The organism is Polaribacter sp., assembly GCF_036480315.1.
GTDB lineage: Bacteria > Bacteroidota > Bacteroidia > Flavobacteriales > Flavobacteriaceae > Polaribacter.
This window is the reverse complement of the sequence record NZ_JAZGGG010000005.1, coordinates 1-26,562: the sequence shown is the minus strand read 5'-3', so window position 1 is coordinate 26,562 and position 26,562 is coordinate 1. Positions and strand designations below refer to the sequence as shown.

The 26,562-nt window shown below is 30.9% G+C and carries 23 protein-coding genes and 1 pseudogene; 2 read left to right on the top strand and 22 right to left on the bottom strand.

Features of this window, described 5'->3' with window-relative positions; genetic code table 11:
* Window positions 1-5 precede the first annotated feature (5 nt).
* From V3V28_RS01105 to V3V28_RS01050, 12 genes are all read right to left on the bottom strand, one after another.
* A complete protein-coding gene (locus tag V3V28_RS01105) occupies window positions 6-1,733 on the bottom strand; it encodes a SulP family inorganic anion transporter (protein WP_331363176.1) in 1,728 nt (575 codons plus the stop codon).
* An 80-nt stretch (window positions 1,734-1,813) separates the two neighbouring features.
* Window positions 1,814-2,836, bottom strand: coding sequence for a Holliday junction branch migration DNA helicase RuvB (ruvB, locus tag V3V28_RS01100; RefSeq protein WP_331363175.1), 1,023 nt, complete (start codon window positions 2,834-2,836; stop codon window positions 1,814-1,816).
* Between the two features lie 82 nt (window positions 2,837-2,918).
* Complete coding sequence (locus tag V3V28_RS01095; RefSeq protein WP_331363174.1) at window positions 2,919-3,785, bottom strand: mechanosensitive ion channel family protein; 867 nt, start codon at window positions 3,783-3,785, stop codon at window positions 2,919-2,921.
* A gap of 2 nt (window positions 3,786-3,787) precedes the next feature.
* Entirely contained in the window at window positions 3,788-4,972 is a 1,185-nt protein-coding gene (locus V3V28_RS01090) for a hypothetical protein (protein WP_331363173.1), read from the bottom strand.
* Window positions 4,973-5,081: 109 nt separating this feature from the next.
* Entirely contained in the window at window positions 5,082-6,863 is a 1,782-nt protein-coding gene (locus tag V3V28_RS01085; protein WP_331363172.1) for a cytochrome c oxidase subunit I, read from the bottom strand.
* Between the two features lie 30 nt (window positions 6,864-6,893).
* The gene (locus V3V28_RS01080; protein WP_331363171.1) at window positions 6,894-7,901 is read right to left on the bottom strand and encodes a cytochrome c oxidase subunit II; all 1,008 of its coding nucleotides are present in this window, start codon (window positions 7,899-7,901) and stop codon (window positions 6,894-6,896) included.
* A 38-nt stretch (window positions 7,902-7,939) separates the two neighbouring features.
* A complete protein-coding gene (locus V3V28_RS01075; protein ID WP_331363170.1) occupies window positions 7,940-9,415 on the bottom strand; it encodes a quinol:cytochrome C oxidoreductase in 1,476 nt (491 codons plus the stop codon).
* A 25-nt stretch (window positions 9,416-9,440) separates the two neighbouring features.
* Window positions 9,441-9,989 carry a c-type cytochrome gene (locus V3V28_RS01070; protein ID WP_331363169.1) on the bottom strand — a complete coding sequence of 183 codons (549 nt, stop codon included), beginning with the start codon at window positions 9,987-9,989 and terminating at the stop codon, window positions 9,441-9,443.
* 13 nt (window positions 9,990-10,002) lie between these two features.
* A complete protein-coding gene (locus V3V28_RS01065; protein ID WP_331363168.1) occupies window positions 10,003-10,530 on the bottom strand; it encodes a DUF3341 domain-containing protein in 528 nt (175 codons plus the stop codon).
* A gap of 2 nt (window positions 10,531-10,532) precedes the next feature.
* Window positions 10,533-11,999 (bottom strand): NrfD/PsrC family molybdoenzyme membrane anchor subunit, encoded by a 1,467-nt coding sequence (nrfD, locus tag V3V28_RS01060; RefSeq protein ID WP_331363167.1) that lies wholly within the window; start codon window positions 11,997-11,999, stop codon window positions 10,533-10,535.
* Window positions 12,000-12,021: 22 nt separating this feature from the next.
* Complete coding sequence (locus V3V28_RS01055) at window positions 12,022-15,087, bottom strand: TAT-variant-translocated molybdopterin oxidoreductase (protein ID WP_331363166.1); 3,066 nt, start codon at window positions 15,085-15,087, stop codon at window positions 12,022-12,024.
* A gap of 77 nt (window positions 15,088-15,164) precedes the next feature.
* Entirely contained in the window at window positions 15,165-16,466 is a 1,302-nt protein-coding gene (locus V3V28_RS01050) for a c-type cytochrome (protein ID WP_331363165.1), read from the bottom strand.
* 200 nt (window positions 16,467-16,666) lie between these two features.
* Here V3V28_RS01050 and V3V28_RS01045 point away from each other — a divergent pair, with 200 nt between their 5' ends.
* Window positions 16,667-17,035, top strand: a complete 369-nt coding sequence (locus V3V28_RS01045) for an SPOR domain-containing protein (RefSeq protein ID WP_331363164.1) — start codon at window positions 16,667-16,669, stop codon at window positions 17,033-17,035.
* A 93-nt stretch (window positions 17,036-17,128) separates the two neighbouring features.
* On the opposite strand, the gene infB is transcribed toward V3V28_RS01045, so the two are convergent.
* From infB to rimP, 3 genes are all read right to left on the bottom strand, one after another.
* Window positions 17,129-19,990, bottom strand: coding sequence for a translation initiation factor IF-2 (gene infB, locus V3V28_RS01040; RefSeq protein WP_331363163.1), 2,862 nt, complete (start codon window positions 19,988-19,990; stop codon window positions 17,129-17,131).
* Window positions 19,991-20,053: 63 nt separating this feature from the next.
* The gene (gene nusA / locus V3V28_RS01035; protein ID WP_331363162.1) at window positions 20,054-21,310 is read right to left on the bottom strand and encodes a transcription termination factor NusA; all 1,257 of its coding nucleotides are present in this window, start codon (window positions 21,308-21,310) and stop codon (window positions 20,054-20,056) included.
* 12 nt (window positions 21,311-21,322) lie between these two features.
* Window positions 21,323-21,784: a ribosome assembly cofactor RimP gene (gene rimP, locus V3V28_RS01030; RefSeq protein ID WP_331363161.1), complete on the bottom strand. Its 462-nt coding sequence runs from the start codon at window positions 21,782-21,784 to the stop codon at window positions 21,323-21,325.
* Between the two features lie 173 nt (window positions 21,785-21,957).
* On the opposite strand from rimP, the gene V3V28_RS01025 reads away from it, so the two are divergent.
* Window positions 21,958-22,785 carry a universal stress protein gene (locus tag V3V28_RS01025; protein WP_331363160.1) on the top strand — a complete coding sequence of 276 codons (828 nt, stop codon included), beginning with the start codon at window positions 21,958-21,960 and terminating at the stop codon, window positions 22,783-22,785.
* Window position 22,786: 1 nt separating this feature from the next.
* Here the strand turns inward: V3V28_RS01025 and truB are convergent, their stop codons facing one another.
* The 7 genes and pseudogenes from truB to V3V28_RS00990 all read right to left on the bottom strand — a co-directional run.
* Window positions 22,787-23,479, bottom strand: coding sequence for a tRNA pseudouridine(55) synthase TruB (truB, locus tag V3V28_RS01020; RefSeq protein ID WP_331363159.1), 693 nt, complete (start codon window positions 23,477-23,479; stop codon window positions 22,787-22,789).
* A gap of 22 nt (window positions 23,480-23,501) precedes the next feature.
* On the bottom strand, window positions 23,502-24,296 hold the full coding sequence (locus tag V3V28_RS01015) for an undecaprenyl-diphosphate phosphatase (RefSeq protein WP_331363158.1): 795 nt from the start codon (window positions 24,294-24,296) through the stop codon (window positions 23,502-23,504).
* A gap of 3 nt (window positions 24,297-24,299) precedes the next feature.
* Window positions 24,300-24,542 (bottom strand): DUF3098 domain-containing protein, encoded by a 243-nt coding sequence (locus V3V28_RS01010; RefSeq protein ID WP_331363157.1) that lies wholly within the window; start codon window positions 24,540-24,542, stop codon window positions 24,300-24,302.
* A gap of 4 nt (window positions 24,543-24,546) precedes the next feature.
* Window positions 24,547-25,425, bottom strand: a complete 879-nt coding sequence (locus tag V3V28_RS01005) for a cell division protein FtsX (protein ID WP_331363156.1) — start codon at window positions 25,423-25,425, stop codon at window positions 24,547-24,549.
* Window positions 25,426-25,500: 75 nt separating this feature from the next.
* Complete coding sequence (gene mce, locus V3V28_RS01000; protein ID WP_331363155.1) at window positions 25,501-25,902, bottom strand: methylmalonyl-CoA epimerase; 402 nt, start codon at window positions 25,900-25,902, stop codon at window positions 25,501-25,503.
* A 62-nt stretch (window positions 25,903-25,964) separates the two neighbouring features.
* The gene (locus V3V28_RS00995) at window positions 25,965-26,450 is read right to left on the bottom strand and encodes a hypothetical protein (RefSeq protein ID WP_331363154.1); all 486 of its coding nucleotides are present in this window, start codon (window positions 26,448-26,450) and stop codon (window positions 25,965-25,967) included.
* Window positions 26,451-26,562, bottom strand: a pseudogene (locus tag V3V28_RS00990) (IS982 family transposase); the annotation flags it as partial.

Sequence of the window (26,562 nt, the reverse complement as noted above, 5' to 3'; positions counted from 1 at the left end):
TTCATTTATTTATAAGCTTGGTGGATATATTTGGCGTATTTCTCTTGGTCTTTTCGGTCACCTGTTTTATAAAACTTAACAGCTTGATTTGCTCTCATAAAAAAGTGATTGATATCTATAATATCTAATATTCCACTTCTAAATATATCATCTCTTACAGGCCCTTTAACACCTGCAAAATAAAAAGTTACTCCTTTTTTTTGATAGTATTTTACTCGTTCCTTCAACATTTCTACACCAGTACTATCTACTCTATTTATACTCTCTGCATCTACAACTATCAATTTTAATGCCGTTCCTTTATTGCCAACCATTTCATCTAAATTATCTCTAAAATAACTTGAATTTGCATAAAATAATTGTGCATCAAACCTAAAAACTAAAATATCATTATCTACAACAACTTCCTCAAACCTATTTTTATTTCTATAAAAATTAGAGTTTGGTACTTTTCCTAATTCAGTTACATAAGGTCTAGAAGTTTTAAATATTAATACGATAAGAGACAAACCTACACCAACTATAATTCCGTATTCAATACCAAAAGTTAATGTGGCTATAAATGTTGCTAACATCAACCAGAAATCTAAAAAGTTAGCTTTCCATAAAAATGCTGCTTCTTTAAAATTTATCAACCCAAAAACTGCTACAATAATTATGGCTGCTAAAACTGTTTTGGGTAAATGGTAAAACAAAGGTGTTAAAAACAACAAGGTAATAATAACCATAACAACAGAAATTAGTGCTGCCATTCCTGTTTTTGCGCCGCTTTCTTGATTGATTGCAGATCTCGAAAAACTTGATGTTGAAGGATATGCTTTAAATAATGAGCCTACCATGTTACTTATACCTAATGCAATTAATTCTTGATTTGGTCTTATACGGTATTCGTCTTGTTTTGCTTCTAATGATTTACCAATTGAAATGGTTTCTAAATAACCAACCATTACCAGTGTTAATGCAATTGGTAATAATTCTCTCATTTGATCTACATCTAATTCTGGAATTCCAAATTTTGGTAAACCTGAAGGAATGTCTTTGACTATTGCTACTTCAGAAAAACTAGTACCAAAGTATTTTATAGTTAAAATCCCTAAAATAACAACGATTAATGCATTCGGAATCTTCTTATTTATCTTCCTGAAAATGATAATTATTATTACAGATACTAATCCTATTTTGGTTGTTTGAAGGTTAAACTCACCTATTTGTAACCAAACATCTTCAATAATAATTTGAATTTGATCACTTTGAATAAAATCTACACCCAATAAGTTTCGGAATTGATTTAACCCAATAATTAAAGCTACTGCAGATGTAAAACCAGTAATTACCGGCTTTGAAAGAAAATTTACAATAAAACCTAAACTAAAAATTCCTAAAATAAATTGAATTGCCCCAACCATTAAAGCCAATAAAATAGCAATTGAAATATAACTTTCTGAACCCGCTAATGCTAAAGTAGAAACACCTGTTGCTACAATTAAAGAATCCATAGCAACTGGACCAATTGCAACTTGTCTAGATGACCCGAAAATGGCATACATTAATTGTGGAACTAAAGCACAATATAAACCGTAAATTGGTGGTAAACCTGCTATTAAAGCATACGCAATTCCTTGTGGAATTAAAACAATGCCAACCGTAATACCTGCTACTAAATCTCCTTTTAAAAGAGAAGTATTATAGTTTGGTAACCATTCTAAAATCGGTATTATTTTTTTAATGTTCATAAGCCAATCCTAACCTTCCAAAAAGGAAGGAGTTCTTACTGTTGTTTTTTTTTAATATTCTTGTTTATTAATTCTTAAAACTAAAACAATTCTCCTTGATTTTTTCCTTTTGTTCTACCTAAATGAGTGTAAGCTAATTCTGTAACCTCCCTACCTCTTGGTGTTCTCATAATAAAACCTTGTTGAATTAAAAAAGGTTCGTATACTTCTTCTATCGTTTCTGTATTTTCAGAAACTGCAGTAGCAATAGTGCTTAAACCAACTGGGCCTCCTTTAAATTTATCAATAATAGTTTTCAATATTTTATTATCCATTTCATCTAAACCGTGTGCATCTACATTTAAAGCTTTTAGAGCGTAAGTTGCAATTTCAATAGTAATGTTTCCATTACCTTTTATTTGGGCAAAATCTCTAACTCTACGTAGTAATGCATTTGCTATCCTTGGTGTTCCTCTACTTCTTCCTGCAATTTCAATAGCAGCTTCCATAGAAATAGGAACTCCCAAAATATATGCACTTCTTTGAATAATTGTTGTTAATAATTCAGTTTTATAATAATGAAGTCTGCTACTTATACCAAAACGTGCTCTCATTGGTGCGGTTAACAATCCTGAACGAGTTGTTGCACCAATTAAGGTAAATGGTTCTAAATTGATTTGAACTGTTCTAGCATTTGGGCCAGACTCAATCATTATATCAATCTTGTAATCTTCCATTGCAGAATATAAATATTCTTCTACAATAGGACTTAATCTATGTATTTCATCAATAAAAAGTACATCTCTTTCATCTAGGTTTGTTAATAAACCTGCTAAATCTCCTGGCTTATCTAATACAGGGCCAGAGGTGACTTTAATACCAACTTGTAATTCATTTGCTAAAATATGTGCCAATGTAGTTTTTCCTAAACCCGGAGGTCCATGAAACAATGTATGATCTAATGCTTCTTCTCTTTGATTAGCTGCTTCAACAAAAACTTTTAGATTATCAATTGCTTGGTCTTGGCCTGTAAAATCATCAAAAGAAAGCGGGCGTAATTTTTTTTCTACGTCTAAATCTTCATTTGATAAGTTGTCATTTTCAGGATTTAAGTTTTCATTCATAAATACAAAGATAAATGATTTTAGAATACCTATTAAGTAACATTTGTAACATAAAAAAACCTTTCAAAAAATGGAAAGGTTTCTAATTATAAATTCCTGCCTCAATAAAGGCTTTTTTTGCAGCCTCGGTAACATCTCCTTCAAAGAGTTTTTCATAGCGTGCATCTAAAACATATCCTTTAATTACCACTTTTGTTGCTGCATGATCATCAAAATGATCAAAAAACAAAATAGTTACTGGTTTATCAATATTTAAATATCTTGATGTGATTGCTGCTTCTTCTGCTATTTTTCTGATTTTAGTAACATCAACATCAATAGGTAACCAAAGATTAATAACTACCATACAATCTAACGCGCCAGAATTTGCGTTAGAAATACTATCAGAAATTATTGCTGAATTTGGAATGGTTACAGCATTATCATCCAACGTATTTACAATTGTGTTTCTTAAACCAATATTTACAACTTCGCCATAATTTCCTTTGATATTTATTCGATCTCCAATTTGAAATGGTCTATCTAAAATGATTAATAACCCTCCAAAAATGTTTTTAACAATATCTTGAAGTGCAAATCCTAATGCCAGTGCAGATGAACCCATTAAAGCATAAATTGCTTCTGCAGATGGATTAAATAGCGTAATAATTAATGTATAGATTGCCAATGTCCATACCAAAATCTTCATCACAGGCTGCAAACGAAGTATTCTCAATCTATGTCTGTTAAAGTTTTTTACAAGATTTTTAAAGAACCAATCTAGTAACTTCATTAGAGCCCAAGTAAGGATAATAACAATTAAAATCGTTAAAATTTTTGTAAATGAGACGACTTCTGTTGCTGTAGAAATTGTATTTTCAACGTTGTCCTTAACTTGGTTTACAGTTTTCTCTTGGGCAATACTTGTAATACAAAAAAAGAAGAATAATATGTTTAATAATTTTTTCATTTTTATCTAAAGTTTCTATTTAAGCGCTCTCTTAAACGTTCTTTTAAAATATCCACATACATTAAATTAATTCTATACTCTACTTCTTTTTCACTATTAGATGTTGTTCTAATTAGACCTCTTTCTAACAATTTTTCTATACTTAATCTACTTTGTCTATCAGAATTTCTTAATACAATATTTAGTTCCTTAATAGTTAATGATCTATGTTGAAAAATGGCCTCTAAAATGAATAAATCGTCTAAAATTAAGCCTTCAATTTCTTTTTGTTCGTAGGGTTTTATAAAAACGGTTTTATCTTTTACTTTAAATGCAGATTCTCTTGCGTATAAAATTGCTTTGGACATGTTTCCTTTTGAAAATTCATACAGTTTTTTAAAAAAAATATTCTCTAATAATGTTTGACGTTCTTCTGGTGTTCCTTTTTTTAATTGTTTCTCAACCTTATTCGTAATCTTATTTGGTTTTAAATACAACATATTATAACCTTTATTTCTCATTATAATCTCTTCTTTTAAAAGCAGATTATCAATAGGGTTTAAATGAATAATTGAAGGGAAATGAGATGAAAAATATTTAACGTTATTTAAATAATAAAAAGAATACTTGTTGATAGAAACAATCCAATAAACTTTACTTTTTGTTGTATGAAGAAAAAGTAAAAAATCTTCTAATAAGTTAAAACCTTTTACTCTTCTAATAAAAAGTCTTTCTATATTTTCTAAAATAACAATGTAGTTTTCATCTTTAGAATAAATAACTTTTTCTAATTCTCCAAGTGTCGAAATATTATCAGAAATTTGAAAAAAATGAGATAACAAATCAATTAACTTTTGATTACTATCTATTGAAAAGTTAGTTTCTAAAATTTTTGCAGATGGATAGATATAGGTGCTAGAATGTAATAAAGAAGTTCCTCCTTCACCAGGATTATTAACTACCAAGAGTGGTGAACTAACTATTTTCCAGTTTTCATAAGCGAGTTCTAAACTTTTAAATTCGTTTTCTCTGTCTTTTAAAAAACCTTTGTCTTGCAACTCATATAAAGTAAACCTTTCTAAATATTCTTCTGGCAATTGTACCTTTTCTTCTGCTTCTTCTATAACTGAAATCTCTTCATTAATAGCTACATCAAAAAGTTTATATATGAATTTTTTTGCGTTTCGAATTTTTTCTAGAGATAACATTCAATTATTAATTAGTTGTAGCTAATATAATAAAGATAAACGAAAATTACTAAAAAGAAGAAACCTTTCCGAATTGGAAAGGTTTCTATATTATAAAAGTATTTTATGTTTAAGATGGTTCTTCACCATCTAATAAAGGTGTTGTTTGTAAAACAAAATCTTGTCCATGTAAATAATCACTATCATCATCGTTAGCATCTACTTTTTTACTATAGTCATAAGCCCATCTGTGAACTTCAGGAATTTTTCCTGGCCAATTTCCATGAATATGTTCTACTGGAGTTGTCCATTCTAAAGTATTAGATTTCCAAGGATTCTGTGTTGCTTTTTCTCCTCTGTACATAGAGATGAAGAAGTTAGCAATAAAAAATATTTGAGCGAAACCACCTACTAAAGCAAAGATTGTTATTACAATATTAATATCTGATAAATCATCAAACATTGGGAATGCTGTGTTAGAATAATATCTTCTAGGTAAACCAGCTAATCCTATAAAGTGCATTGGCCAAAATACTCCGTAAGCACAAATAATACTTAACCAAAAATGCCAATAACCTAATGTTTTATTCATCATTCTACCATACATCTTTGGGAACCAATGATACACACCAGCAAACATACCAAAGATAGCAGAAACTCCCATTACTAAATGGAAATGTGCTACTACAAAATACGTATCATGAATTGCAATATCTAAAGCTGAATCACCTAAAACTAAACCGGTTAAACCTCCTGTTACAAATGTAGAAACTAATCCAATAGAAAATAACATTGCTGGGTTTAATTGCAAATTACCTTTCCATAAAGTAGTAATATAGTTAAAAGCTTTTACTGCAGATGGAATTGCAATTAATAAAGTTGTAAATGTAAATACAGAACCTAAAAATGGATTCATTCCTGAAATAAACATATGGTGACCCCAAACAATTGTAGATAAAAATGCAATTGCCATAATAGAACCAATCATTGCTCTATAACCAAAAATTGGTTTTCTAGAGTTCGTTGATATAATTTCTGAAGTGATACCTAATGCAGGTAATAAAACAATATATACTTCTGGGTGACCTAAAAACCAAAATAAATGTTCAAATAAAACGGGTGATCCACCTTGGTAATGTAATACTTCACCTGATATAAATATATCTGATAAGTAAAATGATGTTCCAAAACTTCTATCAAAAATTAATAATAATGATGCTGATAATAATACAGGGAAAGAAACTACACCAATAATTGCAGTTATAAAGAATGCCCAAATTGTTAATGGCAATCTTGTCATTTTCATTCCTTTGGTTCTCAAGTTAAATACTGTAACAATATAATTTAAAGATCCAATTAATGAAGATGCAATAAATATTGCCATAGAAACCAACCATAAAGTCATTCCCATACCAGAACCTGGTATTGCTTGTGGTAATGCACTTAAGGGCGGATAAATTGTCCACCCTGCAGATGCTGGTCCTGCTTCAACAAATAATGAAATAACCATGATTATACTTGAAATAAAGAATAACCAATAAGAAATCATATTTAGGAAACCAGAAGCCATATCTCTAGCACCAATTTGCAATGGAATTAATAAGTTAGAGAATGTACCACTTAAACCTGCTGTTAGTACAAAGAAAACCATTATTGTACCATGAATTGTTACCAATGCTAGATACATATCTGGGTTCATTATACCATCTGTTTGGTGAGGTCCTAAAAATGCTTCAACAAGTGAAAACGATTTTTCTGGCCATGCAATTTGCATACGGAATAACATTGACATCAATACCCCAATAATTCCCATAAACATTCCTGTTACCAAGAATTGTTTAGAAATCATTTTATGATCTTGACTAAAAATATATTTTGTTACAAATGTTTCTTTATGATGATGATCTGACATAATTTTTTTATTTGTAGTATCTTAATTTAATTATTTAATAACTGATGCTAATGTTGGTTGCTCTGCAAGCCACTTATTGTACTCTTCTTCTTCTACAACTGTAATTTTCATTTGCATATTGTAATGAGAAGCTCCACAAATTTTATTACATAATAACAAATAATCAAAAACATAAGGATCTTCTCCCTTAGCTTGTCTTATTTTGTTAATACCTTTTGTTTTTGCAACTACTTCAGATTGTTTCCTCATTTCCTCTGTAGTGAATTTAGGTGTAAAACCAAATTCTGTAACCATCCCTGGAACACAATTCATTTGTGCTCTAAAGTGTGGCATATATGCTGAATGTAAAACGTCTTGTGATCTAAACTTAAAATGAATCTTTCTACCTTTTGGTAAATACAATTCAGTTACTTGTTTATCATCTGCAGAATTTTTATCAGTCATATCAACACCCATTGTATTGATTCCTTTGATATAATTTACATTTCCTAAACCTAAAGTATTATCTTCTCCTGCATAACGAGCATCCCATCTAAATTGCTGAGAATAAACCTCTATTACAACAGCGTCTTTTTCATCAGATAAATCCATTATGTTATTCCATTGCCATAAACCGTAACCGATTAATACCACTAAAACAATTGCTGGTGTAACTGTCCAAATTAATTCTAATTTGTGGCTATCTGCATAAAACTTTGCTTTCTTACCTTGTTTCCCTCTATACTTAAAAGTAAAAAAGAAAATTAAGAATTGCATTATAAATTGTACAATACCAATTAACCAAAATGTGATGTCAAATAAATTATCGTCATGTTCTCCTTCGATAGAAGCAGATTCTGGTAACATAATTACGTTCATGAAGATTAAACAATAAATCATCATTGCATAAAAGAATACCATAAAGTATATGGCGATTTTACCCTGAGTAGCATTGTCTTTATCAGTGGCAATTACGCCTCTTAAGTTTAATATTCTGGTTATTTGCCAGAAACTTACTCCGATTGCAACAGCTATAAAAATATAAAATAGAGCTAGCATAGTTATCCCGTCTTAATTATTTTAATTCAAATTATTTATTAATGATGATCTGATGATCCTTCTCCTCTGTGTTCAATATTGTAATAATGGAAATGTTCACTTTCTTCTAAAAATGGATTTCCTTTTGGTATTGGATTTGCTTTTGCAAATGAACTAAAAGTAGCATATATAAAGATTCCTAAAAAGAAAAGTAATCCACTTATTTCAGCAATTCCAAAAGACCATTGAGCACCAACTGTTGCAGGCATAATCATTACGAAAACATCTATATAATGCCCTCCTAAAATTACAAGTCCACCAATTACTACAAACCATGGAATACTCTTAAAATCGCTATTTATTAATAACAATATTGGGAATGCAAAATTCATTGCTACCATTGCTAAGAAAGGTAATTTATATTCATTGAATCTAGCTACGAAATAAGTAGTTTCCTCTGGAATATCTGCATACCATATTAACATAAATTGAGCGAACCATAAGTATGTCCAGAATACAGAGAAACCAAACATAAATTTTGCTAAATCATGAATATGACTATCGTTTACTGCCAGTAAAGCTCCTTTAGAACGTAAATATATTGTTACAAAAGCAATTACTGTTAATGCACTTACTAATAGACTTGCTAATACATACCAACCAAATAATGTTGAGAACCAGTGTGGGTCTAATCCCATAATCCAATCCCAAGACATCATAGATTCTGTAAGCATAAATAAGAATAAAAATCCTACAGAAACATTATAGTTTAACTTATACGTTTTACCACCATCATTTGCAGTGTCTTCTTTAATAGAATTTCTACGGATAAACCATCTGTAAGTATTCCATATTGCTAAATAAACAATACTTCTTATTGCCCAACCTGGTACATTCATCCACCAAGATTTACCAGCTATAATTGGATCATAGTTAGCGTGATTTGGATCAAAAATTCCTTCTGCCATCCATGGAAACAAATGATTCCAATGCATTACTGATGCAATAATTACAAATAGCATAACAACTGATGTTGGTACTAAATTAGCAGTAATTGCTTCCATTACTCTAAAAAGAACAACAGACCAACCTGCTTGTGCTACTCTCTGTATAGCATAAAATGCTAATACTAATAACGATATTCCTAAAAAGAAAAATAACGCTACATATAATGATGCCCAAGGTTTGTTTTGTAATTGATGAAAAACATGTAAATCATGCGCTGCATCATGGTGTTCTCCGTGAGCATCTGCTGAAACATGAGTTTCTTTTTTTGTTTCATGATGCGCTTCCTTTGTTTCATGATTTCCTTTCTCATCATGTGCATGAGGTTCTACATCTAATTTATGCTCATCAACCTTAACTTCTGCATGAGAAGATCCATGGCTGTCACCATGTGCTGCTTGACTTGCTATAATTTCTTTTGCTTGTTCAACAGTTTTTGGTGCTGAATAAAAACTATAAGCAATACCCAAAGCTCCTAAAATAATTAGTGCTAATGAGAATGTTTTTAATTTACCTGAGAATTGATACATATCTTTCGTATTCTTCTTTTTGTAATTATTTTGCTAAATCTATACGTAATTTTTCTACGTATTGTACTATTTGCCAACGTTCTGTATACGTTATTTGAGAAGCATGAGAACCCATTAAGTTTTTACCGTGCATAATTACATGATAAATAGATCCTGCATTAATATCTCTATCTTTATAGTTAGGAATTCCTGAAAACTTATCTCTTTGAGATAAAACTCCGTTTCCATCACCTTTAGTTCCGTGACAAGTTGCACAATAAATATCGTACATAACTTTTCCGTTTGCTAAGTTTTCTTCTGTAGCTTCAATAGGGTTTGTTAATTCAGCTTTTGCTTTTTCATATCCTTCATTCGTATTAGGAATATCATAAGTAGGATGTCCACCACGTGCTATTGTTCCTGATACAGGTTCAGAATTAACTGGATTTCCATTTAATCCATCAGCTCCATTTGGGTTATAAGGTACAGAAACATACATATCTGGCATGTATTGTACTTGTGGTGTTCTTCTATCGTTACAAGACATAAAACTTGCAACAACTGCTAAAGCGATAAAAAATTTAAAATTCTTCATTATCATCTATATATTAGTGCTTGTCTACTACATTAATTTCTACAGCTCCTGTTGATGCTAATAACTCCGTTAACTCGGCTTCATTATTATGTACAGGGATTTCCATTAAAAAATGATCATCTGTAGTTCTTGGATCTGGGTTTTCTGCTTCTTTAAACGGCCAAATTCTACTTCTCATATAAAAAGTAATCACCATTAAGTGAGCTGCGAAAAACACTGTTAATTCAAACATAATTGGTACAAATGCAGGCATATTATCTATCCAAGAAAAACTTGGTTTACCACCAATATCTTGCGGCCAATCTTCAATCATCATATAATTAGTCATCCAAATAGCAAATGCTAAACCTATAATTCCGTAGAAAAATGCAGTTATTGCCAATCTAGTTGGTGCTAATCCCATTGCCTTATCTAGTCCATGAACTGGAAAAGGACAGAATACTTCTTCAATATGATGATGTTTTTCTTTTACAGCTTTAACTGCATCCATTAAAACTTCGTCATCAGTATAAAACGCGTGAATAACTTTTGATGATTCCATAATTATTCGTTTAAGGTGTTATCAGAATCTTCCTTTTTAATTGCTGCTGCATTTGTAACTACAATTGCAGGTTTAGTAGGAATTCCTTGTTCTCTTCTCTTCTTGTAAAACTCACCAGAAGATTTTAAAATAGTTTTTACTTCCGCTTGCGCGATAACTGGGAATGTTCTTGCATATAATAAGAATAATACAAAGAAGAATCCTATTGTACCTATAAAGATACCTACATCTACAAACGTAGGTTCAAAACGCCACCATGTTGATGGTAAATGACCTTTACTTAATACAATTGCTATAATATCAAAACGCTCAAACCACATACCAATATTAATAAATATTGAAATGATAAATGACCATATAAAACTTCTTCTAATTTTCTTAAACCAAAGTATTTGAGGTGTTAAAATATTGAAGAATAATAATGAATAAAATGCCCAAGCATAAGGTCCTGTTGCAGCACCTACCGATAAATACGTATAGTTTTCATAAGGAGATCCTGTATACCATGCAATAAAGAATTCAGTTGCATAAGCTACAGCTACAATTCCACCTGTTAAGATAATTACAATGTTCATATATTCTACGTGCATACGTGTAATATAATCTTCCATATTAGTAACTTTTCTCATAATTCCTAATAACGTTTGTACCATTGCAAATCCTGAAAAGATTGCTCCAGCTACGAAATAAGGTGGGAAAATTGTTGAGTGCCATCCTGGATTGATTGATGTTGCAAAATCCATAGATACAATTGTATGTACAGAAAGTACTAATGGAGTTGCTAAACCAGCAAGTACCAATGATACTTCTTCAAAACGTTGCCAATCTTTTGCTCTTCCAGACCACCCAAATGATAATAAAGCATATATTTTCTTTTGAAAAGGCTTTACTGCTCTATCTCTAATCATTGCAAAATCTGGTAATAAACCTGTCCACCAGAAAACTAATGATACAGATAAATAAGTAGATATTGCAAAAACATCCCATAATAATGGTGAGTTAAAGTTTACCCATAATGATCCAAATTGATTTGGCATTGGCAATACCCAATATCCATTCCATGGTCTTCCCATGTGAATAATAGGAAACAATCCTGCTTGAAAAACAGCAAAAATTGTCATTGCTTCTGCAGAACGGTTAATTGCCATTCTCCATTTCTGACGGAATAATAAAAGTACCGCGGAAATTAATGTTCCTGCGTGACCAATACCTACCCACCATACAAAGTTGGTAATATCCCAAGCCCATCCAATGTTCTTGCTTAATCCCCAAACTCCAATACCAGTTCCTACTGTATAGAAAATACATCCAAATCCCCATAGCATTGCAGCTAAAGAAATATAAAATGCGATGTACCAGTTTTTATTTGCAGCACCTTCTATAGGTCTTGCAATATCTTCGGTAATATCGTGGTAACTTTTATCACCTAATACTAAAGGTTCCCTTATGGGTGCTTCGTAATGAGACATATTTTTATATCTTAATTTTTAATTACGCTTCGTTTGTATTCTTAACTTTAACTTGATAAATCACATTCGGTTTCGTCTGTAAATAATCTAACACGTTATAAGCTCTTTTATCTTCTGCTAATGCAGCTACTTTATCTTTCTTGTTATTCACATCTCCAAAAACCATAGCTCCTGTAGTACATGCAGATGAACAAGCTGTTTCAAACTCATCTGTATTAACAGCTCTTCCTTCTTTTTTAGCTTTTAGAATTGTTGCTTGTGTCATTTGAATACACATAGAACATTTCTCCATAACTCCTCTAGAACGAACTACAACATCTGGGTTTAACACCATTTTACCGTATTGGTTGTTCATATTAAAGTCGAACTCATTATTATCTGAATAACTAAACCAGTTAAAACGACGAACTCTATATGGGCAATTGTTTGCACAATATCTTGTACCAACACATCTGTTATATGCCATTTGATTTTGACCTTGACGACCATGCGACGTTGCTGCTACTGGACAAACAGTCTCACAAGGAGCATGATTACAATGCTGACACATCATTGGTTGAAAAGTAACTTCAGGATTTTCTGCTTCAGTTTCTAAAGCTCTATAAGTATCTGCTCTACTTAATCCTAATTCTTTTGCATCTTCTCTAGTTTCAACTTCAGAAGAATAATATCTATCGATACGCAACCAGTGCATATCTCTACCAACTCTAACTTCTTTTTTACCGACTACTGGTACATTGTTCTCTGCATGACATGCAACAACACAAGCACCACATCCTGTACAGGATGTTAAATCTATTGATAAATTAAAGTGATGACCAACTTCTCTGTTATGTTCATCCCATAAATCAATAGTATTTGCTTCTACTTCTTGATGATCGTAAGAAACCATTGAAGGTCTATTCCAACCATTCTTTTTGTCCTTTGGAGCAACTGTATTATATTCTTTTAAAGAAGCAACTTTTAAAATATCATGACGACCAGCAATTGTTTTTTGTACTTGTGTACAAGCAAATTGATGTGTCCCTGATACTTTTTCTATTGCAACTCCGTATTGTATGTTGTTTCCGTTAGCATATAATGTGTAAGCATTAACACCAACTTGCATTTCTTTATTTAATCCGAAAGTTTTACCAAAACCTAATGCTAAACCTACAGAACCATTTGCTTGCCCTGGTTGAACCATTACTGGAACAACAACTTCTTTTCCATTAACAGATACTTTGGCATAATCACCATCAATAGCACCGTTATCTTTTACAGGATTAGAAAAACCTAACTCTCTAGCATCTGCCATAGACATTGTTAAGTAATTATCCCAAGAAGCTCTAGTAATTGGATCAGGAAATTCTTGTAACCAAGGATTGTTTGCTTGTTTACCGTCTCCTAAACCTGTTTTAGTATATAAGTTTAATTCAAAACCTGAAGCTTTTTTTGCAGAACTTGATAATGAACTAGCAGCTGTAGAGACTGTTGAATTAGATTCAAACTCTTCAATAATACTAAATGGTAAATCTTTTTTAAAGAAACCATTGTGTAACGCTGTATTCCAAGAACTACCTCCTAAAACATTAGAAGTAGCAAAGGCTTTTAAATAATCGTAATATTTTGTTGAATTTCCAGACCAACCTAATAACGTGTCTTGAACTTGACGTGTATTAAATAATGGTTGAATTGTTGGCTGCATTAAACCATAAGTTACTGAATCGAATTGAGTATCTCCCCAAGATTCTAAAAAGTGTGGAGTTGGTAATGCAAAATTAGAAGCGTTTACCGTCTCATTATTTTCTGTTGATAATGCAACTGATAATTCTAATTTTTTTAATCCTTCAGAAAAATCTGAAGAATTTGATAATGAATAAATAGGATCTACATTGTAAGAAATTAATCCTGCAACTTTACCTGCTTTCATATCAGAAACTAATTGAGCAACTTCTGCATCATTTCCTTGACGGATATTTAATGTGTTGTTTGTATCAATAATTTCACTTTTTAATACTTTGTTAATTGCTAATGTAATTAACTGTGCATTTTTATCATTTAATCCTGTTAAGACAACACCTTTAGATCCTGCTTTTTTCAAAGCTTTCGCAGCTGCTTTAACATCTGCATCTACTGGAGTTACTTTAGAAGTAACACCTTGTCCTGTAATAGCATTATATAAATTTAATAAAGCAAATACTTGATCAGATGGCTTTAAAACCACACGTTTATCAGAATTTGCTCCAGTTAAAGACATATTACTTTCAAACTGAACATGGTAAGACATTTTACCGTTTTCTGGTCTTCTACCATCAATAAATGCTTTTTCAAGTCCTCCGTGAAAATCTCCTAAAAAATCTGCTCCAAAAGAAATAATTGTTTCTGCATTTTGTAAATGGTAATTTGGTAATGCACGTTTACCATACATTGCCATAAAAGCATCAGCAGCACCAGATTCTGAAACCGCATCATATACCACATGTTTTACATTTGGGTTTGCAGTTACAAATTCTTCAACAATCTTATCTATTGATGGGCTTGCCATTGTACCTGTTAATAACACAACAGGTTTATTTGCTTCTTTTAATTCGTTTAATTTAGCACCAATTTCTTTATCTGCATTTGCCCAAGAAATTGTTTCACCTCCTTTAGTAGGTTCTTTTAAACGTAGTTTTTCATCATATAAAGAAAGAACAGCAGCTTGTACTCTTGCGCTTGTTGTTCCGTTTGCTTCTTTATTTGGCATTATTTGAATTGGACGACCTTCACGAGTTTTTACCAACACGTTTGCAAAATCGTAACCATCTGCCATAGCAGTTGCATACCAATCTGCTACACCAATAGTAACGTCATCTGGTTTTACAACATAAGGAATAGCCTTTCTTACTGGACCTTCACAGGCAGCTAAAGAAGCTGCAGCAGTTGTGAAACCAACATATTTCAAGAAATCTCTACGTGAAGTAGAAGAATTTTCTAATGTCTCTTTATCACCTAAAAAATCATCTGTAGGAATCTCTTCTACAAATTCATTTTTACCTAACGTTTCAACAATAGAACTTCCTTTAAGTTCCTCAACACTTTGCCAGTATTTTTTGTTTGAAGCCATTTATACTTTTTATTTAATGATTGAAAGATTCTAAAATAATACTATTTCTTAATCTTCTAATTTTTAATTTTTTTGAATTAGTAGTGACACTTACCACATTCTTTTCCTCCTAATTGTGCAATTGTAACTTGCTCAACATTGAATTTCTTTGCCAATTCTTCATGAATTTTTTTGTAATACTCATTACCTTTTAAATCCACTTTAGTATCCTTATGACAATCGATACACCAACCCATTGTTAATGGAGAATACTGACGCATTTCATCCATTTCCTCAACTGGTCCATGACATTTCTGACATTTTAAACCCGCAACAGTTACGTGTTGTGAGTGATTGAAATATACAAAATCTGGTAAATTATGAACTCTTACCCATTTAATAGGTTTTGTTACACCAGTATATTCTAGAGTTTCAGCATCCCAACCAACAGCATCGTATACTTTAGCAATTTCTTTATCTAACTCAGGCTTCCCATAAGTTAAACCATCCCATTCTACTTTTGTATCTTCAGCTACTTCAGAAATATTTTTATGACAATTCATACAAACATTTGCAGATGGTATACCTGATGTTTTACTGTGTTTAGCAGATGAATGACAATATTGACAATCTATCTTATTATCTCCTGCATGTATTTTATGAGAAAAAGCAATTTCTTGAAGTGGCATATATCCCTCATCAACACCTATTTTAAATAAAGTACCAAATACTAGATATGCACCTATTAAAAGTAAAAATATTGTTGACAATACTTTTAAGAAAGTATTATTTGCCATACCAGACCAAAGTTCTTGCAAATCCCTTTTAAGATTAGAAGTTTCACCAGGAGCAGTATTTCCTTTTAATTCGTTTACTTGTTTCAATAAACTTGCAATCATTAAAAAGGCAACAATTATTGCAGATGCTAATAAATAAATCAACCACCCTGGAGCTCCACTTGAAGGAGCATCAAGAGAACCTTGACTTGCATTATCTGCTACTTTTTTAATTTCTCCAACAGTTGTATAATACAAAATGTCGTTTACATTTTGATCTGTCAACTGAGGAAAAGCAGTCATATTAGAACCTTTATACTCATCAAAGATTTCGATTGCATCTCTATCTCCAGAAGCTCTTAATTCTGCATTGTTTTTAATCCAAGCCTGTAACCAAGCATTTTCTCTTCGATCTTCAATTCCTCCTATAGCAGGACCTATTAGTTTCTTATCTAGCTTATGACAAGAAGCACATAAAGATTTAAACAATTTTTTTCCTTCTTTCTGACGTGCTTCATCTATGTCTTGAGAATAAGACGATAAGCTAAATGCAAAAAATAGAAGTAACGTAAAACTCTTAAGAAGTACCGTTGTTAGTCTATTGTGTAGTGCTACACTTTTCATATTTACAAACTATTATTTTAGTAATGTGTATAAATTCGTCCAAAAAAACAGATTTTTAGAACAGTTTGACAAAAGTACTACTTATTGCTAAAATTTGAAAAGCTAAAAGACTGTTAAATTTAATTTATAATAATTCTAAATAGCAATGTTATTCAATTTATTCTATTACAAGTCGTTATTTTTGTAAAAATAAATTTAATATGAAAAATAAACTCCTTTTAGTCACTTTTTTAGCTTCTTCATTTTATGGAATACAGACCTTTTCGGCTCAAAATAGCACAAATAGTAGCAAACAAGTAAAAGATTTAATTACAAAAAAGCGAGCTTACAATAAAGAAATTGGTTTTGGTTATAAAATTCAGATTTATTACGGAAATGAAACTAAAGCAAGAAGCCTAAGAAATAAATTTAGATTTCAGTTTCCTGGAGTTTATAATTCATTAGAATATAACCAACCTTATTGGAAAGTACAGGTTGGGAATTATAAAACAAAATTAGATGCAGACAAGGCTGTATTAAAATTTAAAGAAAAATTTTCTGGAATTATTGTAATACCTATGGGGAAATAATAAGTGAAAATATTCGATTTACCTGAAGGGTTGCAAAATAAAAAAAGCCGAAATTCTTACGAATTTCGGCTTTTACTTTATATAATAATCAGTTTATTTCAACTTCTTTTTTACTGCTACTTCTTTATAAGCTTCAATTACATCGCCTTCTAAAATATCATTGAAATTTTTAATTTGAACACCACAATCAAAGCCTTTTGTAACTTCTCTTACATCGTCTTTAAAACGTTTTAACGCTGTTAAAGTTCCATCGTGAACTACAATTCCGTCTCTAATAATTCTAATTTGAGAATCTCTTTGAATCTTACCAGACATTACCATACAACCTGCAATGTTACCAACTTTAGAAATCTTATAAATTTCTCTAACTTCTACATTACCAATAACTTCTTCTTTCATTTCCGGAGATAACATTCCTTCCATGGCGTCTTTTAAGTCATTTATTGCATCATAAATAATAGAATAAGTTCTAATATCTACTTCTTCTTTATCTGCTATAGTTCTAGCATTTCCCTGCGGACGTACATTAAACCCTACAATAATTGCATCTGAAGCTGTTGCTAATAACACATCACTTTCTGTAATGGCTCCAACACCTTTATGTAAAATATTAACTTGAATTTCTTCTGTAGATAATTTTTGGAATGAATTTGTTAATGCTTCAACAGAACCATCAACATCACCTTTAAGAATAATATTTAATTCTTTAAAGTCTCCTAAAGCAATTCTACGTCCGATTTCATCTAACGTTAATGTTTTTTGAGTTCTTACAGATTGCTCACGTTGTAATTGTGATCGTTTAGATGCAATTTGTTTTGCTTCACGTTCATCATCAAATACATTAAATTTATCACCTGCCTGTGGCGCGCCGTCTAAACCTAAAATAGATACAGGTGTTGATGGGCCAGCAACTTTTAAGTTGTTTCCTTGCTCATCAAACATAGCTCTTACTTTACCACTATTTTTTCCTGCAAGAATATAATCACCAATTTTTAAAGTTCCAGTTTGTACCATTATTGTAGATACATAACCTCTTCCTTTATCTAATAATGCTTCTACAACTGTACCAACTGCATTTCTATTAGGATTAGCTTTTAATTCTAAAATTTCTGCTTCTAATAAAACTTTTTCTAATAACTCTTCAACTCCTTGACCAGTTTTTGCTGATATATCTTGAGACTGAATAGTACCACCCCATTCTTCTATCAATAAATTCATTGAAGAAAGTTGTGTTTTTACATTATCTGGATTCGCGTTTGGCTTATCAATTTTATTAATTGCAAATATAATTGGAACTCCTGCAGCTTGTGCATGAGAAATTGCTTCTTTTGTTTGTGGCATTACATCATCATCTGCTGCAGCTACAATAATAACTAAATCCGTTACTTGAGCACCACGTGCACGCATTGCTGTAAAGGCCTCGTGACCTGGTGTATCTAAAAATGCTATTTTTTGATCACCTACTTTAACAGAATACGCACCAATATGTTGTGTGATTCCTCCACTTTCGCCTTCAATTACATTTGCTTTTCTAATATAATCTAATAAAGATGTTTTACCATGATCTACGTGACCCATTACCGTAACAATTGGCGCACGAGTTTCTAAATCTTCTGGCTTGTCGATTATTTCTTCAATAGACTCCTCTACTTCCGCACCGATAAACTCAACTTTATGATTAAATTCTTCTGCAACAATAACTAATGTTTCTGCATCTAAACGCTGATTCATTGTTACCATCATCCCTAAAGACATACATGCAGAAATAATATTAGTTACAGGAACCTCCATCATTGTAGCAACTTCACTTACTGTAACAAATTCTGTTACTTTTAATATTTTACTACCTAATGCTTGCGCTTCAAGTTCAGCTTCTGTGTGTTCTCTATGAGCATCTCTTTTATTTCTACGGTATTTTGCTCCTTTTCCTCTTGAAGATTTTCCTTGAAGTTTCTCGAGAGTTTCTCTAACTTGCTTCTGGATATCTGCTTCTGTTGGTTCTTCTTTTTTAACTGCTGCTGGTCTTGTGTTTCCTCTTCCACCTCTAAAACCTGGTCTATTATTACCTGGACCTCTACTTCCTGGACCTCTGTTTCCAGCAGTTCCTCTATTTGCACCTGTATTTCCAGTTGCTTTAGTTACTATACGCTTACGTTTCTTTTTAGGATCTGAATTTGCGTCTTTTTTAGCTTCAGGTTTCTTTTTCTTTGGTTTTTCAAATTGTTTTAAATCAATTTTCTTACCAGTAAAATTAGGTCCATCTAGCTTTTTATACTGTGTTTTAATGGCTTCAGCATTCTCTACATTAACTTCTTCTGGAGTTTCAGTAGCTTTAGAATTACCATCTTTTTTTGTAGAAGATTTTTCATCAACTCTAGAAGCTTCTTTCTCTATTTGAGAAACTGGCCCTTGAGCTTTAGGCTTTTCTACTTTAGGAGACTCGATTTTAGCTTCCTCTACTTTAGGAACTTCAACTTTTACCTCAGCAACAACTGGTTTTTCTTCAACCGGTTTTTCAACTTTAGGTTCTGCAACAACCTCTGCTTTAGGAGCTTCAGTTTTTACTTCTTCCTTTTTAGGAGTTCCTTTTTTGTTAAGATTGTCTATATCTATCTTACCAACAGTTTTAAACTCTAATTTTTCTGCCTTGGCTTTTAGAACTTCTTCTTTTTTAACCTCTTCCGCTCTTTTCTTTTCTAATTTAGCCTCTAGCTCTAAACGAATTGCTTCTTTTTCTTTACGTTTTTCCGCGCCAACTTCTTTAGACGCAGCTTTTTTGCTAGCATCTGTTTGGAAGCCATCTTGTAAAACCTGATAGATATCACCAGAAATTTTAGTAGTAGGTCTAGATTCTATTTCGTGACCTTTATCTGCTAAATACTCTACTGCTCTATCAAGAGAAATGTTTAACTCTCTTAAAACTTTATTAAGCCTCATTGTTTTGCCTTCAGACATATATTATTTTTTAGCCTTTAATTTGTAAAAATATACTTTTTTACGTTTACTCTTAAATATTGATTATTCTTCGAATTCTTCTTTAAGAACTCTTTGAACATCCATAATTGTTTCCTCTTCTAAATCAGTTCTTTTCACCAATTCTGCAACACTCGTTTCCAATACGCTTCTAGCAGTATCTAAACCAATCTTTTTGAATTCTGTAATTACCCAATCTTCAATTTCGTCTACAAATTCTGTTAACTCAACATCTTCTTCTTCTAAACCTTCTCTTTGAACGTCTATTTCGTAACCTGTTAACTCACTTGCTAAACGAATATTAACACCACCTCTACCAATTGCTTTAGAAACTTCTTCTGGTTTTAAAAGAACTTTAACTCGTCCTTTCTTACCATTTTTTTCTTCCTCATACATTTCAATTTCCATTGAAGTCACTTTTGCAGGACTTAAAGCTCTTGAAATGAATAATTGTTCGTTTTTGGTATAGTTAATAACATCTATATTTTCATTTCCTAATTCACGAACAATACCGTGAATTCTTGAACCTTTTACACCTACACAAGCTCCAACAGGATCTATTCTATCATCATAAGAATCTACCGCTACTTTTGCTTTTTCACCCGGTATTCTAGCAACACCTTCAACAGTAATTAAACCATCGAATACTTCTGGTATTTCTTGTTCAAACAATTTATTTAAGAAAGTTGGCGATGTTCTTGATAAGATAATCGCTGGTTTGTTTCCTCTTAATTCTACTGTTTTTATAACACCTTTAACAGAATCTCCTTTTCTAAAGAAGTCTGAACGGATTTGTTCACTTTTAGGTAATACAATTTCATTTCCATCATCATCTAACAGGATAATTGCATTATGACGAATGTGGTGAACTTCTGCAGTATATAATTCTCCTTCTAGTTCTTTAAACTGCTTAAAGATGTTTGTACTATCATGTTCATAAATTTTAGAAATTAAATTTTGACGTAATGCCAAAATTGCTCTTCTTCCTAAATCGATTAACTTTACTTCTTCAGATACATCTTCACCAATTTCAAAATCTGGCTCAATTAACCTTGCTTCCGCTAATTCTATTTCTTCATTATCATCTTCAGAAAAACCATCCGCAACAACAATTCTATTTCTCCAAATCTCTAAATCTCCCTTATCTGGGTTAATAATGATATCAAAATTATCATCAGACCCAAATTTACGTTTTAAGGCAGCTCTAAAAACCTCTTCTAAAATAGACATTAATGTTACTCTGTCTATACTTTTATTATCTTTAAATTCTGAAAACGAATCAATTAACGCTATATTCTCCATTATATATTTTGCTTAAAATACAATTTTCACTTTTGCTTCTTTAATATCCTTATACTCTATAGTTGCTGTTTTTTCTACAGTAACTTTTCCTTTACCAATTGGTTTAGGCTCTCTTACTTTCCATTTTAAAACAATTTTATCTTCGTCTGCTTCAACTAAAGTACCTTCTAACTTATCCGTATCAGTTTTTACTTTTAGTATTCTATTGATGTTTTTAACGTATTGTCTTTTCAGTTTTAATGGATGAGAAATATCTGGTGTTGAAACTTCTAATGAGAAATCTTCTACTTCTCTATCAAAATTACCATCTACACTTCTACTAATTCTTATGCATTCGCTTAAAGGAACACCATTGTCTCCATCTACTGTAACTTGAATTTTATTGTTTTCAGAAATAACTAAATCTACTAAATACAATGATTCATTCAATGATAAAGCCTCTTCTATTAAATCTTTTACTTTTGTTTGATCCATTTTACACCTTAAAATAAAAGATAAAAATAGGGGACTTTTAGTCCCCTTCTTTCTTCATTTACTATAAATTTCGGTGCAAATATACTAAATCTTTATGATTTAACAAACAGAGTTTAATTCAAAAAAAAATTGTAACTTTAAATATTACTTTTTTAACTTTAAACTTTTAACTCATGAAGAAGATTCTAGTTCCTATCGATTTTTCTAAACCATCTGAATACGCTTCAAAAATGGCAGCTAGAATTGCAAAAAAATCAAATGCCACCGTTTACCTTATTCACATGATAGAACTTCCAAAAGGAGTAATAGATATGGGAGCTGGAAGCAGGTTTAGCATTCCAGAAAGCATGTTATATTTAAGAAAAGTTAGAGAAAAAGTACTACAATTTAAAGACAAGATCTTTAGTGATGATATTCACGTAGAATACTTTATAAAACTGAATACACCATTTGAAGGAATTCAAAAATATGCAGAAAAAATTAACGCAGATTTAATAATCATGGGTTCAAAAGGTCATTCTGAATTTGAAGAAATCTTAATTGGTTCTAACACAGAAAAAGTAGTAAGAACCTCAAAAACCCCCGTTATTGTTGTTAAAAAGGATGATAAAAAATTTAAAATAAAAAATTTAGTTTTTGCTTCAAGTTTTAAAAATGACAATAAAGAAGTATTTAGTAAATTTTTAGATTTTGCTCATAAATTTGGGAGTAAAGTACATTTATTAAAAGTTAATACACCTTCTCATTTTGAAAGTACACATGATGCAAAAGAGAAGGTAAAGGATTTTATAAAAGAATATAAGTTACCAAAACATTCTATAAATATATATAATGACACTTCTGTAGAAAATGGGATTTTAAATTTTTCTAAAGATGTAAATGCAGATATTATAGCATTAAGTACGCATGGTAGAAGTGGTTTATCTCACTTATTTTCAGCAAGTGTTACCAAAAACTTATCTAAAAGTGCTTTAAAACCAATGTTAACAATAAAAGTTTAGGTTATCCTTTTTTTAAATTTTCGATATAGCCTTCTACAGAAGCTGCATTATCTACAGAATAATCTCCAATTTTTGTTCTTCTTAATGCTGATAAATGAGCGCCAGAATTTAAAGCTAGACCAAAATCATAGGCTATTGAACGAATGTAAGTTCCTTTACTACAAACAATTCTAAATTCTACATTTGGTAGATTTATGTTTGTAATTTCAAATTCTAAAACAGTTACAGTTCTTGCTTTTATTTCTGTAGTTTCACCTTTTCTTGCCAATTCATACAATCGTTTTCCATCTTTTTTAATTGCAGAAAAAATAGGTGGTTTTTGCTGAATTTCACCAATAAATTGTTTGGTTGCTTCTTTCAACAATTCTTCAGAAATATGTTCTGTAGGAAAAGTTTGATCGATTTCTGTTTCTAAATCATAACTTGGTGTTGTACCGCCAACTGTAAAAGTACCTGTATATTCTTTAATTTGCCCTTGATAAGTATCTATTTGTTTGGTCTGTTTTCCTGTACAGATAATTAATAAACCTGTAGCCAGTGGATCTAAAGTACCAGCATGACCAACTTTAATTTTTTTTATATTGAAACGTTGTTTTATTTCCCAACGTAATTTATTCACTACTTGAAAAGAGGTCCAAGTAAGTGGTTTATCAATCAATAAAACTTGTCCGTTTTTGTAATCTTCTTCTGTCATTTATGCTGAATTTATTTCAGAATTAATTCAATAATGCATAACCTATTGCAATTGAACCTACAATTGCACAGTATAAAGAGAAGTAAGAAAGTTTACTCTTTTTTACTAAAGCAATCATCCATTTACAAGCTAATAAACCTGCTAAAAAAGCGGCAATAAAACCTACAGAAATAGATAACATGTCTGAAGATTGAAAGTTTAAATCTCCACTTAAAACATCTTTTCCTATTTTTCCAAAAATCAATGGAACTACCATTAAAAAAGAAAATTTTGCAGCTCTTGTTCTATCTATACCTAATAAAACTGATGTAGAAATTGTTGCGCCAGATCTAGAAATACCAGGCAACATTGCAATTGCTTGAGAAATACCTATTAAAACTGCGTTAGAAAACGAAACTTCTTTATTGGTGTTTTTAGCTCTATCTGCCAATAATAGCAATAACGCTGTAAGTAAAAGCATGCAACCAACTAATAATATTTTTCCGCCAAAAAAAGATTCTAATTGTTCTTCAAAAAGTAAACCAACAATTACTGCTGGAAACATGGAAAGAATAATTTTTAATGAAAATTTTAATTCATCGTTCCATTTAAACTGAAACAAACCTTTAATAAGTTCCGCAACCTCATTTCTAAAAATAACTAACGTACTTAATGCTGTTGCAAAATGTAATACTACTGTAAAAGCTAGGCTTTCTTCTGGCACAGAAGTATCGCCTAAAATTGCCTTTGTTAATTCTAAATGTCCGCTAGATGAAACTGGTAAAAACTCTGTTAAACCTTGAATAACTCCAAGAATAATTGCTTCAATAATATCCATATCTTATTTTTTAGGACTTGCTAGAATAGCGTAAATCTCTATTCCAAGACCAATAATCACTAACGTTGGTGCTAAACGAATTCGTTGCCAATTATAAATATCTTCATTAAAAACTTCAGGATTATCACTACCGCCACCTGACATAAAAATAAATCCTAGAGCAATTACAAGTATACCAACAATCATGATGGTATAATTTTTTTTACCAAATAAAAATTCTTGCTTTTCAGCATTTTGTTCTTTCATATTTTTAGTAATAAAGTTCGTCTGTTTGTAAATTTAAAAAACGTTGTGTGGCTAAAAAAGTACTAAACCAAGTAATTATAAATGCTGATAAAACAACACCCCCAACTAAATAACTTAAGGTTACATAATCTTTAATTAATGCCAAACTTGGTGCATATTTATCGACATAATAAATAACAAATGCTAAACCAATTAATGCTAAAAATGCACCAATCATTCCTAGTTTTATACTTCTCCAAATAAATGGCCTTCTAATAAAACTTTTTGTTGCCCCAACCATTTGCATGGTTTTTATGTTAAATCTCTTCGAATAAACGGATAATCTAATAGAACTATTAATTAAAATAATGGCCATTAAACCAAAGAAACTGCTTACAACCAACAACCAAAAACTGATTCTTTTAATGTTCTTGGTTAATAATGTTATTAAAGGTTTGTCATAAGAAACATCTGCTACAAAAGCATTTTTTAGAAAACGAGTTTCTAGTTCTTGTATTTTTTCTGGAGTTACAAAATTTGCTTTTAAATAAATGTCGATTCCGTTTTTTAGTGGATTTTTTCCTAAAAATTGTAAAAAATCTTCGCCAATTTCTTTACTATATTTTTTTGCCGCTTGTGTTTTTGAAGTATAAATAATTCTTTTTGTAAATTCTTCTTCTTGCAAAGAAGTTTTAAAAGTATTTATTTGTTTTTTAGTAACCTCATCTTTTAAGAATAAAGAAATAGCTACTTTTTCTTTTACGCGATTGGCTACAAGCGTAGATTTTAATAAAACCAATCCTAAAATACCAACCATAAAAAGCACCAATGCAATACTAATTACAACAGAGATGTAAGAAGATTGCAGGCGTCGTTTCTGATAAGAATCAAATTTTGATGACATTCTATTTTTACTTTTAAAAACGCTGCAAGATAATAATTAGTATCTAGTTGACAGTAACTGTTAGCAGTATTTTAACTATTCTATTTCTTGGCACAATTCAATTAGAACTCCGTTTGTAGACTTTGGATGTAAAAAAGCAACCAATTTATTGTCAGCTCCTTTTTTTGGAGTGGTGTTTAAAACAGTAAATCCTTCTTTTTGTAATCTTTCGATTTCTGAATAAATATCTTTAACAGCAAAAGCAATATGATGAACTCCTTCTCCTTTTTTTTCTATAAATTTTGCAATAGGACTTTCTGGGTTTGTGGCTTCAAGTAATTCAATTTTATTAGGACCAGCTTTAAAAAAAGAAGTTTTTACACCTTCGGAAAGAACTTCTTCCATTTTATAATGTGGCTTACCAAAAAGTGAAGCAAATAATGTGTTCGATTCTTCAATATTTTTTACAGCAATACCTATGTGCTCGATTTTTTTCATTTTGTAAAAATAAAAAAGCTGCCTTATTAAAGACAACTTTTTTAGAACTTTTTATTTTTTAATCAATCTATTATAATAACCCACTCATATTTTCCAATATATTTTCCGTTAAGATAAACATCTGAGGGAGGCTTAAAATGGATAACTATAACAGTTCCTTTTTCTGTTTTTTTAATTTTTACAGGATACTTTCCTTTTTTAACTTTTAATTTATACTTCTTTCCTTTTTCTTTTTCAAAGAGCCTATCTGTAAGCTTTTCAGAAATATAAAAATCTTTTTCAACTGTAAATATCTTTTTATTCATTAAATTATCTACAAACTCTTTAGAAAGATTTTCTTTAGATAGTTTCATTTGAAAACCTTTTTCAATTCCCTGAATAGTACCATTTGAATCACCAAGACCAGAACAAAACCCTTGTGCTTTTTCACATGTTCCTGCATATGAAGACACTTTCCCAAAATCTGTTTTTATTGGAATTAAAGGATGTTTCGTTTTACAACTTTGTATTAAACATATTAATAAAAGAATACTTAACCCGTTGTGCATTTAAATAATACTAATTTTTAAGTTGTTAATATTTCTATCAAAAGTAAACTTATTAATGAATTGAATAATTGTTAATGAGGTTAATTTTGAGAGTATTCTAGTCTTAAAACCT

Excerpts from the sequence above, each read along its gene's own strand:
- V3V28_RS01105 (WP_331363176.1), bottom strand. The coding sequence starts at position 1,733 with ATGAACATTAAAAAAATAATACCGATTTTAGAATGGTTACCAAACTAT.
- ruvB (WP_331363175.1), bottom strand. The coding sequence starts at position 2,836 with ATGAATGAAAACTTAAATCCTGAAAATGACAACTTATCAAATGAAGAT.
- V3V28_RS01095 (WP_331363174.1), bottom strand. The coding sequence starts at position 3,785 with ATGAAAAAATTATTAAACATATTATTCTTCTTTTTTTGTATTACAAGT.
- V3V28_RS01090 (WP_331363173.1), bottom strand. The coding sequence starts at position 4,972 with ATGTTATCTCTAGAAAAAATTCGAAACGCAAAAAAATTCATATATAAA.
- V3V28_RS01085 (WP_331363172.1), bottom strand. The coding sequence starts at position 6,863 with ATGTCAGATCATCATCATAAAGAAACATTTGTAACAAAATATATTTTT.
- V3V28_RS01080 (WP_331363171.1), bottom strand. The coding sequence starts at position 7,901 with ATGCTAGCTCTATTTTATATTTTTATAGCTGTTGCAATCGGAGTAAGT.
- V3V28_RS01075 (WP_331363170.1), bottom strand. The coding sequence starts at position 9,415 with ATGTATCAATTCTCAGGTAAATTAAAAACATTCTCATTAGCACTAATT.
- V3V28_RS01070 (WP_331363169.1), bottom strand. The coding sequence starts at position 9,989 with ATGAAGAATTTTAAATTTTTTATCGCTTTAGCAGTTGTTGCAAGTTTT.
- V3V28_RS01065 (WP_331363168.1), bottom strand. The coding sequence starts at position 10,530 with ATGGAATCATCAAAAGTTATTCACGCGTTTTATACTGATGACGAAGTT.
- nrfD (WP_331363167.1), bottom strand. The coding sequence starts at position 11,999 with ATGTCTCATTACGAAGCACCCATAAGGGAACCTTTAGTATTAGGTGAT.
- V3V28_RS01055 (WP_331363166.1), bottom strand. The coding sequence starts at position 15,087 with ATGGCTTCAAACAAAAAATACTGGCAAAGTGTTGAGGAACTTAAAGGA.
- V3V28_RS01050 (WP_331363165.1), bottom strand. The coding sequence starts at position 16,466 with ATGAAAAGTGTAGCACTACACAATAGACTAACAACGGTACTTCTTAAG.
- V3V28_RS01045 (WP_331363164.1), top strand. The coding sequence starts at position 16,667 with ATGAAAAATAAACTCCTTTTAGTCACTTTTTTAGCTTCTTCATTTTAT.
- infB (WP_331363163.1), bottom strand. The coding sequence starts at position 19,990 with ATGTCTGAAGGCAAAACAATGAGGCTTAATAAAGTTTTAAGAGAGTTA.
- nusA (WP_331363162.1), bottom strand. The coding sequence starts at position 21,310 with ATGGAGAATATAGCGTTAATTGATTCGTTTTCAGAATTTAAAGATAAT.
- rimP (WP_331363161.1), bottom strand. The coding sequence starts at position 21,784 with ATGGATCAAACAAAAGTAAAAGATTTAATAGAAGAGGCTTTATCATTG.
- V3V28_RS01025 (WP_331363160.1), top strand. The coding sequence starts at position 21,958 with ATGAAGAAGATTCTAGTTCCTATCGATTTTTCTAAACCATCTGAATAC.
- truB (WP_331363159.1), bottom strand. The coding sequence starts at position 23,479 with ATGACAGAAGAAGATTACAAAAACGGACAAGTTTTATTGATTGATAAA.
- V3V28_RS01015 (WP_331363158.1), bottom strand. The coding sequence starts at position 24,296 with ATGGATATTATTGAAGCAATTATTCTTGGAGTTATTCAAGGTTTAACA.
- V3V28_RS01010 (WP_331363157.1), bottom strand. The coding sequence starts at position 24,542 with ATGAAAGAACAAAATGCTGAAAAGCAAGAATTTTTATTTGGTAAAAAA.
- V3V28_RS01005 (WP_331363156.1), bottom strand. The coding sequence starts at position 25,425 with ATGTCATCAAAATTTGATTCTTATCAGAAACGACGCCTGCAATCTTCT.
- mce (WP_331363155.1), bottom strand. The coding sequence starts at position 25,902 with ATGAAAAAAATCGAGCACATAGGTATTGCTGTAAAAAATATTGAAGAA.
- V3V28_RS00995 (WP_331363154.1), bottom strand. The coding sequence starts at position 26,450 with ATGCACAACGGGTTAAGTATTCTTTTATTAATATGTTTAATACAAAGT.